Source organism: Enterococcus sp. 12F9_DIV0723 (genome assembly GCF_002174375.1).
Lineage (GTDB): Bacteria > Bacillota > Bacilli > Lactobacillales > Enterococcaceae > Enterococcus_A > Enterococcus_A gilvus.
The window spans coordinates 340067-353547 of record NZ_NIBK01000002.1; the positions used below are offsets into that span (position 1 = coordinate 340067).

Genomic DNA, 13481 nt, shown 5'->3' on the forward strand with positions numbered 1-13481 from the left:
AAGTCGTTTTTATTATGGAAGAAACAATGATCGTTCAACCAGCAAGATTACATGAGTTGATTCAAAATAAATTAATGCGTGCCGGATTAAGAGAAGGCCATGCCGATACTGTGGCGGAGCATTTGGTATTTGCGGATGCTTGCGGTATCCACTCCCACGGAGCTGTTCGCGTGGATTATTATGCCGAACGAATCGCGAAAGGCGGCGTGACGCTTGATCCTAAAATCACCTTTGAAAGGACTGGCGCAAGTACAGGAATCGTTCATGGAGACAATGGTGTCGGGCAATTCGTGGCGCTTCAGGCGTTAGAATATGCGATCGATCAGGCAAAAGAGTCTGGTGCAGCAATCGTTGGTGTGAAGCGGATCAGTCATTGCGGCGCACTTTCGTATTATGTAAAGCGAGCCGCAGAAGAAAACCTCATCGCTATTTCAATGTGCCAATCAGATCCTATGGTCGTTCCTTTTGGCGGTTCGGAAAACTATTTTGGAACCAATCCGATCGCTTTTGCAGCACCTAGGGAACACGGCGCACCGGTTGTTTTTGATATGGCTACAACGGTTCAAGCATGGGGGAAAATTTTAGACGCGCGTTCAAAAGACCAAGATATTCCTGATACTTGGGCAGTGGATGCGGACGGGAAACCAACAACGAATCCTCATGAGGTCAACGGCTTACTGCCAATGGCTGGACCAAAAGGGTTTGGTTTGATGATGATGGTGGATGTATTATCTGGCATGCTGCTAGGTCTGCCTTTCGGAAAAAACGTTTCTTCTATGTATAGTGACCTAACGGAAAAACGCAACCTCGGACAATTATTTATTTTGATTGATCCACGACGCTTTACTGATTTGGCAAGTTTTAAGCACAGTATTGAAACCATGATTGAAGAATTGCATAGCATCGCTCCAGCTGCTGGCTTTAAGCAAGTCTATTACCCAGGAGAAACCAATCAGATCAAGTATGAGGAATACTCCTCTGAAGGCATTCCTGTGGCGAAGAAGGTAGTAGACTATTTGGAAAGTGATACGATCCATTTTGATCAATATGGAGAAACTGGGAGTTTTGCAACCAACTAACAGAGAGTGAGGGAATCACGTGTTACACACGATTATTCAAAAAAACAGTTATCAAGATTCGATCGTATTAATGTTGTTAACGAATCGATTAAATACGCTAGATGGCGTGAACAAGGCGTCCGTTATGATGGGAACACCAGCCAATAAAGATATTTTCAAAACAGGCGGCTTATATACATCCGAACTTGAAGAGGCGTCCTCAAATGACATGGCGATCGTTTTAGACATTCAGAAAACAGAGGAACAATTGATCCAAAATGTGTTGAGCACAATTGATGAATTCTTAGCGGAGCAAAGCAAGGGCGGCAATGAAAAAGGGACAGAAACAGTAAAAACATGGGACAAAGCGATAGCGCTTGGCGAAGATGCTCATGTGGCCGTTTTCTCAATTCCAGGAACACATGCGGCAGGCGAGATCGAGCACGCGTTGGACGAAGGCAAGCATGTCTTCTGTTTTAGTGACAACGTTGCACTGGAAGATGAAGTTCGTTTAAAAAAACTGGCTCATGAAAAAGGCCTGCTATTAATGGGTCCAGACTGTGGAACGGGAATAATCAATGGCATTCCTGTAGCCTTTACCAACGCAGTTCGCAAAGGGAGTATCGGCGTTGTCGGGGCCTCTGGAACAGGGATTCAAGAAGTAACGACCTTGATTCATAAATTAGGCGGCGGCGTGACCAACGCGATCGGAACCGGCGGGCGCGATTTAAAAGCTGAAGTTGGCGGTATCACGCTGAAGGACAGTGTCGCAACATTGGAAAAAGATCCAGAGACAAAAGTGATCGTCGTTATTTCCAAACCACCTGCACCAAGCGTACGGGATGAGGTGCTTGATCTATTGAGAAGTGCTTCAAAACCAGTTGTTACGATTTTCTTAGGCGAAGAACCGACCGATCATGAAGAGAATCTTTATAGAGCCTATACATTAGAAGAAGCTGCTGAAATTGCCGTTCAACTGATGGAAGAGGAGCAAGTCACAGTGAAGTCGGATGAACTGGAAAATCCAGTGTATTCATTTGTCTCAGGACAAACAGGGATCAAAGGGCTTTATTCTGGCGGAACTTTGGCCTATGAAGCAGCGATGCTAATGAAACGAGCGCTAGGGCTGAAGGAAGATCAGGAAACAGAGGCTGGCTTTATCTTAAAGGATGGTGTCCACGAGATCATTGATTTGGGGGACGACATCTACACACAAGGAAAACCGCACCCGATGATCGATCCAAGCAAGCGACAAGAAATGCTGGCCCAAGCCGCAGACGAAGCGACGACTGCCGTCATCTTGCTGGATGATGTTCTAGGCTATGGTTCCCATGAAAATATGGCAAAAGAATTGGCTCCAACAATCAAAGAAATCAAGAAAAAAGCCGTCTCCGAAGGGCGTGAATTGGCAGTTATAGCAACGATCGTCGGGACGGATGAAGATCCGCAAAATATGGAAGAACAAAAGGCGATTTTAGAAGAAGCTGGAACGATTTTATGCACGAGCAATGCGCAAGCGGTCAAGCTGGCATTAGTTATGTTAGGACACCCATTGACGCTTCCAGAAAGAACTGTTTTACCGAAAAAAGCCAGTAGCAACCCGCAAATCGCACCTTCTAAAGAAATGATGCGTTTGCTTACGAATGAGGCATTTATCAACATTGGTCTGCGGAGTTTTTCTGACGCGATCATCAGTCATCATGGCAAAGCCGTTCAATTTGACTGGCAGCCAGTTGCTGGCGGAAATCCAACCTTGCAAAAAGCATTGCAGTTTTTGAATAAAGCGGAATTGAATTAGGAGGAGAATGAAAAGTGTACAAAACAATTGATGAAGCAAACCAAGCGGTCGCCGCAAAAATCGTAGCCGGTTCTCCTTTCTTATTAGATGTAGTACCTGCGAAAACCGTGATCTCTGAATTAAATGAAGGCAAGGTCTTGTTACATGCTGGACCACCGATTCGTTACGACCAAATGATCGACCCGATTCAAGGGGCCTGCGTCGGCGCCGCGCTGTTTGAAGGATGGGGCGAAACAGAGGAAGAGGTTCGGCAGCAGTTAGAGTCTGGCGAAGTCACTCTGATCCCTTGCCACCATGTGGATGCAGTAGGGCCGATGGGGGGCATCACCTCTGCCAATATGGCTGTATTGGTCGTCGAAAATAAAACGGACGGCAATCGTGCCTATTGCACAATGAATGAAGGCATTGGAGCAGTCTTACGTTTTGGTGCTTATTCTGAAGAAGTCGTCAACCGTCTGCATTGGATGAAAAATACGCTGGGACCAGTTCTAAGCGCAGCATTAAAAACGATGGATAACGGCTTGAATGTCAATGTCTTAGTTGCCAAAGCGATTTCGATGGGGGATGAGTTCCACCAACGGAACATCGCGGCATCATTGGCTTTCTTGAAGGAAGTTGCGCCTGCGATCGTCTCATTAAAAGAGTTCGAGGAAGAGAAACAAGAGGTCATTCAGTTCTTGGCGGATACGGATCAATTCTTCTTGAACATTATGATGGCTTCAGCCAAAGCAGTCATGGATGGGGCTCGGAAAATTCAAGAAGGGACCATCGTGACAGCCATGTGCCGGAACGGGCATGAATTTGGTATTCGAATCGCAGGGATGGGGGATGAATGGTTCACCGGTCCTGTGAACACGCCGAAAGGTCTGTACTTCTCAGGATTCAGCGAAGCCGATGCCTCACCAGACATGGGAGATAGCGCGATTACAGAAACCTTTGGTGTTGGCGGCATGGCGATGATCGCTGCTCCGGCAGTGACGCGATTCGTCGGTTCAGGCGGCTTTTATGATGCCTTGAACACCAGCAACGAGATGACGGAAATCTGTATCGACAGCAATCCGAATTTCCCTGTTCCTACGTGGGATTTCAAAGGGATCTGCTTGGGTATCGATGCGAGAAAAGTTGTTGAAACGGGCATCTTGCCAGTCATCAATACGGGAATCGCGAATAAGAAGGCTGGAAAGGGACAAATCGGTGCGGGAACAGTGACACCGCCGATTGATTGTTTTGAAAAAGCCGTTCTAGCCTATGCAAAGAAACTAGGATTCAACGAATAAAGGAGAGAAATGCGATGCTGATAGAGGCCTGCTGCTCGGATCGGGAAATCCTTGAGCAATCGATTTTAAAAAGCCGGTGGCACGTCCACAGCAAATTTAACCATAGCTTCAATATTCAGGATGAAACCAGTCAACGATTGGCGGTCATTTCGACTGAACAAACGGCGGCGGTCCCCAATGGAATTTATCTAAAGGCATCTGATTTTGAACAATTGCTCTCGGAAGTCCGCGTCGGCGATCCGCTGATCATGCAAAACAGGATCTTACGAATCGCCGGAAGACAACTGGTCGTATCACCGACACGGGAATATACCTCTCATTACCTGTCGACTGGCGGACTGACTGCTGAAGGTTGGAAAGAATATAGTTTCTCTTTGAAAAAAGTGAAGAAGCCGACCGGGTATCAGGAACCCTTATCGACGGTGTTTGACAGTGGAAATGACTTTACCAAGGCAATCGATGCTCTTTGTTCAGATTCCTTGCCTCATCAGCGCAAAGCCCTTCACTTTTTGATTGGTCGGGGGCCGGGGCTGACGCCTTCAGGAGACGATATGCTCATTGGATATTTGGCTGCTCGACTAATTTTAGACAATAGGGACACGAAATTAGAGACCTACTTGAGAACGAAGCTGCTCTCTGTAGCTGATCTGACAACGGACGTAAGCAAGCATTATCTTTTATGCGGATTGGACCAGCGTTTCAACCAGTCCATCCTACAGTTGCTGAAGACAGTCAGCGAAACCACCGACGAACTAGAACCGGCAATTCAATTGGTATTGCAGACGGGACATACATCGGGGGCTGATTTTTTGGCAGGATTTTCCAGAACGCTTAATTATTTTAGAAACGAACGCCGTGAGGCAACGCAAATCGCGTCGGATGAGACGGGCGATAACGAAAAAGAAACGGGATATGAAGGAGGAAAAAAATGGCAAATCGGGTAGTTATGGCCCTTGGCGGCAACGCAATATTGAAACCAGGTCAAGAAGAAACCGTGGAAGCGCAGTTGAAAAACATCGAAACGAGCGCTGAAATGATCGCAAAGGTTGAAAAGCTGGATTATCAAATCTTGGTAACTCATGGAAATGGACCGCAGGTGGGAAATATTTTGCGACAAAATGAAGAAGCGAAAGATGTGGTCCCACCGTTTCCTTTGGACGTGTGTAATGCACAGTCTCAGGGATTTATCGGCTATTTAATGGAGCAAACCATCAAAAATAAGATCGAAGAAGAAGGCTTGACCAGTGACGTGGTCACCTTGTTGACACAAGTAGAAGTTTCTGCTGAAGATGAAGCCTTCCAAAAGCCGACGAAACCGATCGGTGTCTTTTATTCAAAAGAAGAGGCGGAGAAAATGTCGAAGGAACGGAATTGGAAGATGGCGGAAGATGCGGGCCGCGGGTACCGTCGTGTCGTGCCATCGCCTAAGCCTTTAGCGATTCATGGAGTGAATTCGATCGTCAATCTGTTGAACCAAAACACGATCGTCGTAGCCGGTGGCGGCGGAGGTATCCCTGTATCACGAAAAGAAAATGGTCTTTTAAGCGGGATCGAAGCGGTGATCGACAAAGACCACACGGGCAAGAAGCTCTCAGAACAGGTGAACGCAGATGTATTTATGATGCTCACCGATGTCAGCAATGTCTACATTAACTATGGAAAACCAAATCAAGAAAAATTAGAGACCATTACGCCAGAAACCGCTCAGAAACATTTTCAGGACGGTCACTTTGCTGATGGCAGCATGGGACCAAAAATCGAAGCAGCCATTAATTTTGCGCGTCAAGGGAAAACCGCGATTATTTGTGCTCTGGAAGAAGCGGACCAAGCGTTATTGGGTAAAGCAGGTACAAGAATTGTGGGATAATCATCCGGCAATTCTTGTACCTTACGCTGTTTCATGTATTATTTTCTTCCGAAAGCTCAAGAGCCAGGCGTAGATCGAGACTGACACCGGGATCGTGGACATTTTTTCCAATGATCGAGCTACATTGTTCAATTCGATATTTGATCGTATTTCGGTGAACGAACAGTGCTTTTGCTGTCCGAGCAATCTCGCATTGATAATCTAAATAATATTTCAATGTTTTACGTAATTCGATCATTGCAGGTTCTTTTGGATAGGCAAGTTCCTTCAAAGAAATTTCGCAAAAATACGTGATGTCTGAATGGCCCATTTTTTCAAAGAGGCTGCGCATCCCTTTTTGCTGGTATTGGTAGATCATCGGTACTTTCGAGAGCAGATGCATTTCTTCAAATGCCGTTTTGGCTTCGATGAAGGATTTTCCAATGTCCTCGATGGAGGCATACACATTTCCTAAGCCGAATTGCAGTTGGATATTCAATCGCTGGGATAGATCTGTCGCGACATTTTCTAAAATGTCCGCGAGTTGTTCTTCCTTATGCTGACTAACGATCGCAAAGTGGGCAGGGTCCTTCATTTTGAATAAGGAAACATCGCGGATATGATGAGAAAGCTTGTCATTTAGCCAATTGAAGCTTAATTCACTCAGTTCTTCTTGGAATTTGATTCGCGAATGATCCAGGTCGCTTTGTTGGCAAGCGGCGTAGATCACCCGGTAATGGCGTGCTTTGACTAATCCGTAAGTTCTACCAAGGTCGAGCCAGTCTCGGGGTTCCTGATTCGGCTCCTGTTGAATCTCGATCATCCGGTTGAAAAAATCCGTCTTCAGTGCATCAAAGGACTCTTGGATCTTCTGGTTCTTATAAAGCATGAAAGACAAAACCAATGTCGCCTGCTCCAAAGCAAAATTCGAGACAGGATACGGAATTTTTTCAGAATTCAGAACAACGAGAGAATGCGGAAAATAATGATTGGGTTCTACTGAAAAATAAGAAACCAAAAAGGCTTTTTGATCGAGATCATTGATTAAAACGGAATCATTTTTCTTTTTTACAAAATCAGGATCTAGCTGCTCTAATTGATCAATGTAATATTCGGCGGGTTTCGATGTATTCGAAAAATGCTTCGACGACGCCTGCACCCGTTTATAAGGATCGACCAGAATGACGGGCGTCTTGATCAGACGGGCAAAGTCAGCGATAAAACGCGCCATACTGACATCGTTGACCAGCATATTTGAAAAACGACGCTGGATATCCAGTGCATAGTTTAACTGTTCGGCTTTTTTATCCCATAAAAAGTTGAGCATCTGGTGGAGAAGACTCCCCAGAGGAATGGAAAGCGGGATTTGAACGATCGGAAATTTTACCTTATTGGCATAATCGATCACTCGCTGATCAATGGCATCGATAAAACGCCCGATCTTGATCCCCAAACCAGCCGCATTTTTTTCTTGCAGCGAATCGATCAGCTCAAATAGCTTCGTTTGATCGTCACGGTAAATCATCGCGGTGGTCAAAAGAAACGTATTCTCCGGTATATAAAAAGAAATGTCCGGTGTTTCGCTGATTTCGATACTATCTAGCGGCAATTTAGCGAACGAGGGCTCTGTAAGTAACGTCAAATCAGAAAAACGTGGAATTTGTAATACATCAAGTAATGTTCTCATGGCAACCTCCTAGACCAATTATAGGCAAGGGGGTCTCGAGAAACAAGACTATTTTAGTTGTTTTGGCTAAAAAATATGAATGATTATGCGAAGTAGACAACCACAATGTCGCAACTCAAAAAGAGAAAAGAGGAATTTATATGTTTTCAGAATTAGTCATCCCGCGTCGTACCATTATGACCCCAGGGCCGGTAGAAGCCCATCCCAATGTATTGAGAGTGATGAGCTCAACGATCTTGGGCCAATTTGATCCAGCCTTTTTAACGATTATGGATGCAGTCAAAGAAATGATCAAGATCCCTTTTGGAACGAAAAATGAACAAGCTTTTGCGATTGACGGGACATCCCGCTCGGGCTTAGAAGCTGCTTTAATCGCACTTATCGAACCGGGAGATAAGGTACTGATTCCGGTATATGGTCGTTTTGCATACCTTTTGGGAGAAATCTGTGAACGAGCAAAAGCGGACGTAAAGTATTTGGAGAAAGAATGGACAGAGCCTTTTGATCAGGAAGTCATCATTAAAGCCATCGATGATTTTCAACCAAAGATTGTCACGATGGTCCACGGAGAAACGGCCAACGGTCAGATGCAGGCGTTGGATAAAATTGGTGCGGCTTGTCGTGAACGGGATATTTTCTTTGTGGTCGATATGGTCGCAACATACGGCGGTGTGCCGATATATGTCGACGAATGGAAGGTCGATATGGCGATCGGCGGAACGCAAAAATGTGTGAGCGTGCCTTCTGGCATGTCTCTGATTACCTATAATGACCGCGTTGAAAAGGTGTTGACGAGCCGCTACCAAAAAGAGTTGGGCTTAAGCAAAGTCGATCGCAACGACAATCCTATCAGCAGCAATTATTTAGATTTAAGCCAGTTGCAGCGTTATTGGAACTCCGAACGAATCAATCATCACACGGAGGCTACAACAATGATTTATGCCTTGCATGAAGGGCTGCGCGCGATGATCAACGAAGGCATCGAGAATGTGTGGGCACGTCATCAATTAAACGATGACGCGATCGTGGCAGGGATTCAAGCGATGGGGCTTGGTTTCTTCGGAAATATGGAAACTAAAATGCCTACTGTGACCCCTATTTTAATTCCAGAAGGAGCCGATGACGGTGAAGCGATCCGCAGCATGCTTCTGGAAGTATTTGGAGTCGAGATTGCCTCTTCGTTTGGCGATTTAAAAGGAAAAGTGTGGCGGATCGGGAACATGGGCTACAGCAGTCGACGCGAAAATGTCCTGCACGTTTTAGGTGCGTTAGAGGCAGCCTTGATCTATTACGGAGCGGAAATCACTAAAGGGGAGGCGACAAAAGCAGCCTTGCAGGTGTACGAAGTGTAAGGACTTATCAGTAGGTGATTAGTTAAATCGCACAAAAAGAATTTCACATTTGTTCGTACTGTTAAATGTATCTGGAGAGGACTCACTTTACAATAAGAGTAGAAGATGCGAACGGTACAAACGGTTAAGGAACGTAGTGTTGAAAAGATACAACTAACTAGATGTAGACGGGGGAAGAAAGATGGAAATGAACAACGAACGAATCGGTATGGAATATTGGAAGAAAATCATCGTTTTACTTTGCTCAGGATGGGTGTCGATTTGGATTTACCGATCGGCCTTGTCACCTGTGTATCCGCAAATCAATGCGTCACTGGGAGGAAACGTCTCAGATACGGCATTAGGCTCCATCTCAAGTTTCTATTTCCTAGGGTATGTGATCATGCAGATACCTGCAGGGTTTTTAGTAGATAAAATCGGTAAGAAGAAAGTCTTGATTCCAGGGTTCATCTTCTTCGCATTAGCCGCTTTTATTATTTCTCAAGCTTCAACGATCTCAATGATCTATATCGGAAGTTTCATGGCAGGGATCGGCTGCGGCTCCTTTTATGGCTCGGCGTACTCACTGACTTCGCAAAACATTCCGGCGGAAAAGAAAAGCTTCTCCACAGCGATCGTTAATAGCGGTTCTGCTGTAGGGTCCGGGATCGGGATGATCCTCTCCAGTTACTTGGTTGTCCAATTGGGTCTCCCTTGGCAAGTCATGATGTATATCTCGATGGCACTTATTTTGGTAATGTTAGCAGCTTTCAGCTTAGTGATCCGCAGCAATAAAGACGACGTGGCCTTCAATCAGCCAAAAGAAGTGGTTGAAGAGAAGCCGAAAGAAGCCGTATCAATGAAAACCTTATTGTCTCCGGCGATGCTGTTTACGTACATTCTCTATTTTGCGACATGCTATGCCTACTACATGACCGTGACATGGCTGCCAAATTTCTTGGGAACGGAACGTGGATTCCAAGGCGCAGCGATCGGATTCTCTTCTTCATTGGTGGCTTTTGCTTCAATTCCGGGCGCTCTGTTCTTTAGTAAATTAGCAGACAAATATATGGATAAAAAAATTCGTTTTATTGTGATCCTTGAACTTTTAGCGGCAGTGATGCTTTTGATCACGGTTCGCTCTTCAACATCGACCTTCTTGATGATTGCCTTGATTATGTACGGATTTTTAGGTAAATTAGCGGTTGAGCCGATCATTATTTCTTGGCTTGGTGAAAATGCGCCGCAAGTGGGTATTGGAACAACATTGGGTGTATTTAATTTCTTTGGAATGATGTCCTCAGTTATCGCGCCGACATTGACGGGTTCGATTTCTGATGCAACGGGATCAAAAGTAATGGGCTTTTATATCGCGATCGTTCTGCTGGTCGTTGGGTCGATTCTCTTCCTATTATCCAATCTAAAGAAAGCCAAGTAGTCACGGCCGTTTTTTCTGTATAAGAGAGCGAGGTAAAAGCATGCGAGCACTTCGAAAAATAAGCTTGACCAATCAAATCATGATAGCGATGGTCCTAGGGATTTTATTTGGCGCAGTCTTTCAAAAGAACATTGTAGGCATCAAACTCGTCGGTGACTTGTTTTTACGCCTGATCCAAATGTCTGTAGTTGTCTTGATCATGGGATCAGTGATAGAAGCAGTCGGCGGATTGGAAATCAAAGAGCTGCGAAAAATAGGCGTAAGACTGGTCCTGTGGTTTATGGGGTCGACCGTCGTAGCCGCAGCGATCGGGATCGTCTTCGGACTCGTCTTTAAACCCGGTGTTGGCTTGGAAAATACCCTCTCCGGGGTGAGTGATCTAGCTGTCAATGAGGGTGGGCTGCAGGAAGTTGTCTTAGGCTTTATCCCGCAAAATATCGTCTCCGCAATGGCGGAAGCGAATATGATCCAAGTCATCGTCTTTTCCCTGATGTTTGGGTTGGCTTTAAGTGTGATCAAAAGCGACGAGAACAGCACGCACATTTTAGATTGGATCTCTAGCTTCAACAACGTTGTTTTGAGAATGGTCACGATGATCATGAAATTAGCACCCATCGGTATTTTCAGTTTGATCGCGGCAGTTGTCGGCGATATCGGAATCGGTGTGTTAGGAACGCTCATGAAGTTTCTGCTGACCTTTGGTGTCGCGGCGGTCTTGTATTTGCTCATTTGGTTTGTGATAACCGCTGTCTACTGTAAAGTCAGTCTTCCACGATTGATCAAAAACATCTGGCGAATCACTATGATCGCTGTTACAACAACGTCTTCGGCTATTTCGTTACCAATCAAGATAGAAGATGGACGAGAAAAATTAGGGATCGGCGACCGTATCAATAAGCTCGTGATGCCTCTAGGAATGAGCCTGAACAGCAATGGCTTGTCGATGTATCTTTCCTTGTCGATCGTCACCTTTGCCCAGTTTTTCAGCATCGAACTTGGGATCGGTCAATTGGCACAAGCAGTCTTGCTTTCAACGCTGGCGTGTTTAGGAACAGTCGTTGTTCCCGGCGGCGGCTTGGTAGCATTAGCGACAGTGATGCCGATGCTTGGCTTGCCGACGGAGAGCATCGCTTTATTGGCTGGGATCGATTGGTTTTCTGGCGTATTCAGAACATTGTTAAACGTCGATGTTGATGTGCTGGTCGCGATGATCATCGCGAGTGATGAGAACGAGCTTAACCTTGATATTTTTAATGGAACAAAAAGTTATACAGAGTTGATGGAACAAAAAGAATAAGCAGATAGAGGAGGCTACTTCGTATTTAGTGATCGTCACTGGATAGTAAGTAGCCTCTTTTTTAAACGCATGAATATACCTCATATCATACGCTTAAAAACAAAAAAAGTGCTTGTTCATAGTGAACAAAAAGGGGCGATCGTTTTTGTTCTTTCGACTAATGTGCATTAGTTTTAAAACGCTTACAATGAAGCCAGTTAGAAAAGGAGCACGTTTTAATTGAAGAAGGAGGCGCACCAGTGGAAAACACAGATTATCAAGTTTCAGAAGAAGAAGTCGCTCGATTTAAAGAGCGGGGCTACAACGATGATATGCTGCCTAAAACACCGGAGAAGCGAAACATGGGGGCGAAAAATTATTTTACTCTCTGGATGGGTTCTGTGCATAACATTCCTAATTATACGGCGGTTGGAGGGTTTCTATTTTTAGGCTTGTCACCAATAAATGTCATGATGGCGTTGATCATCAGTGCACTTGTTGTTGCGTTGTTTATGACCATGAATGGACGGGCGGGCTCAAAATACGGCATTCCTTTCGCACTTCATTTGCGGTCGACGTACGGTGATATCGGCGCCAAGCTTCCCGGTTTTCTCCGCGGATGTGTCGCGGCGATCGCTTGGTTTGGCCTACAGAATTATACGGGTTCATTAGCACTTTTAATATTGATTGGAAAAATTTGGCCTGGCTTCTTGGCGATCGGCGGTTCAGCTAGTTTCTTCGGGATCGGCATTCCGGGATTGCTGGCATTCACCTTGTTTTGGGCGCTCAATATGCTGATTGGAATCGGCGGCGGCAACATCTTAAACAAATTCACGGCGATACTAAGTCCGTTGATCTATCTCGTCTTCGGCGGCATGGCGATCTGGGCGATTCGTGCAGCAGGCGGGATCGGAGCGATTCTATCCTTCGATACAAGCGGTGCGACTCAAAGTATCAATCCGATCTTCGCGTATTTTATGATCATTAATTCGGTGTTAGCTGTATGGGCAGCGCCCGGGGCAAGCGTCTCCGACTTTACTCAGAACGCCAAATCGACAAAAGATCAAACGGTGGGGCAGATGGCGAGTCTGTTAGTTGCCTACGTGATCTTTGCACTCTCCAGTGTGGCGATCTTGATCGGCGGCTCGATTCACTACGGTATTCAGGAATGGAACGTGCTGAACATTGTTGATCGATGGGACAATTTCCCGGCAGTCATTATCGCGATGACAGTATTTTTACTGACCACGATCTCTACGAATGCGACAGGGAATATTATCCCGGCGGCGTACCAATTGTCGGCGTTGTTCCCTAAAAGAGTCGATTACAAAAAAGGCGTAGTCATCGCCAGTGTCATCAGCTACCTGATCATGCCGTGGAAATTGATGGAAAATGCCGACAGCATCTTTATTTTCTTAAATTCGATCGGGGCAGTTTTAGGGCCGGTGGCAGGGGTCATGATCGCTCATTATTTCTTTATCAAGGATCAAACGATCAATTTGGACGCACTCTATATTGATCCAAAAGAAAACAATACAAAAAATGTGTATCGGGGATTAAATCGTCAAGCCTACATCGCGACGATCATTGCCTTGCTGATTTCATTGAGCGGTCAGTTCATTCCCGCATTGCAGGCGATCTCAAACGTGTCTTGGCTCGTCGGCTTCTCCTGCGCGTTTGCTATTTATTATGTCTTGAGGAAATTAGGCTCGGAGGATACGACCGAAGAGGCTTTTGATTAAATTGACTTTAAAAAAAGAGAGGATGGAA

10 protein-coding genes are annotated in these 13481 nt (G+C 45.4%); 9 read left to right on the forward strand and 1 reads right to left on the reverse strand.

The window, feature by feature from the left end:
• The first annotated feature begins 14 nt into the window (after positions 1 to 14).
• From allD to arcC, 5 genes are read left to right on the forward strand one after another with little or no spacing between them, the layout of a single operon-like run.
• Positions 15 to 1079, forward strand: coding sequence for an ureidoglycolate dehydrogenase (gene allD / locus A5868_RS14760; RefSeq protein WP_086304482.1), 1065 nt, complete (start codon positions 15 to 17; stop codon positions 1077 to 1079).
• A 19-nt stretch (positions 1080 to 1098) separates the two neighbouring features.
• Positions 1099 to 2856 (forward strand): acyl-CoA synthetase FdrA, encoded by a 1758-nt coding sequence (gene fdrA, locus A5868_RS14765; RefSeq protein ID WP_086304483.1) that lies wholly within the window; start codon positions 1099 to 1101, stop codon positions 2854 to 2856.
• A 14-nt stretch (positions 2857 to 2870) separates the two neighbouring features.
• Complete coding sequence (locus A5868_RS14770; protein ID WP_010778688.1) at positions 2871 to 4133, forward strand: DUF1116 domain-containing protein; 1263 nt, start codon at positions 2871 to 2873, stop codon at positions 4131 to 4133.
• 14 nt (positions 4134 to 4147) lie between these two features.
• A complete protein-coding gene (locus A5868_RS14775) occupies positions 4148 to 5077 on the forward strand; it encodes a DUF2877 domain-containing protein (protein WP_086304484.1) in 930 nt (309 codons plus the stop codon).
• Positions 5062 to 6000 carry a carbamate kinase gene (gene arcC, locus A5868_RS14780; RefSeq protein ID WP_010778686.1) on the forward strand — a complete coding sequence of 313 codons (939 nt, stop codon included), beginning with the start codon at positions 5062 to 5064 and terminating at the stop codon, positions 5998 to 6000. The genes A5868_RS14775 and arcC overlap by 16 nt, the downstream gene beginning before the upstream one ends.
• A gap of 31 nt (positions 6001 to 6031) precedes the next feature.
• Here the strand turns inward: arcC and A5868_RS14785 are convergent, their stop codons facing one another.
• Positions 6032 to 7666, reverse strand: coding sequence for a PucR family transcriptional regulator (locus A5868_RS14785; RefSeq protein WP_086304485.1), 1635 nt, complete (start codon positions 7664 to 7666; stop codon positions 6032 to 6034).
• Between the two features lie 140 nt (positions 7667 to 7806).
• Here A5868_RS14785 and A5868_RS14790 point away from each other — a divergent pair, with 140 nt between their 5' ends.
• The 4 genes from A5868_RS14790 to allW all read left to right on the forward strand — a co-directional run bounded on the left by A5868_RS14790 (position 7807) and on the right by allW (position 13453).
• On the forward strand, positions 7807 to 9018 hold the full coding sequence (locus A5868_RS14790; RefSeq protein WP_086304486.1) for a pyridoxal-phosphate-dependent aminotransferase family protein: 1212 nt from the start codon (positions 7807 to 7809) through the stop codon (positions 9016 to 9018).
• 181 nt (positions 9019 to 9199) lie between these two features.
• Positions 9200 to 10435: an MFS transporter gene (locus tag A5868_RS14795; protein WP_010778683.1), complete on the forward strand. Its 1236-nt coding sequence runs from the start codon at positions 9200 to 9202 to the stop codon at positions 10433 to 10435.
• Between the two features lie 40 nt (positions 10436 to 10475).
• A complete protein-coding gene (locus A5868_RS14800) occupies positions 10476 to 11732 on the forward strand; it encodes a dicarboxylate/amino acid:cation symporter (RefSeq protein WP_086304487.1) in 1257 nt (418 codons plus the stop codon).
• Positions 11733 to 11971: 239 nt separating this feature from the next.
• Positions 11972 to 13453, forward strand: coding sequence for an allantoin permease (allW, locus tag A5868_RS14805; protein ID WP_086304488.1), 1482 nt, complete (start codon positions 11972 to 11974; stop codon positions 13451 to 13453).
• The last annotated feature ends 28 nt before the right edge of the window (positions 13454 to 13481 follow it).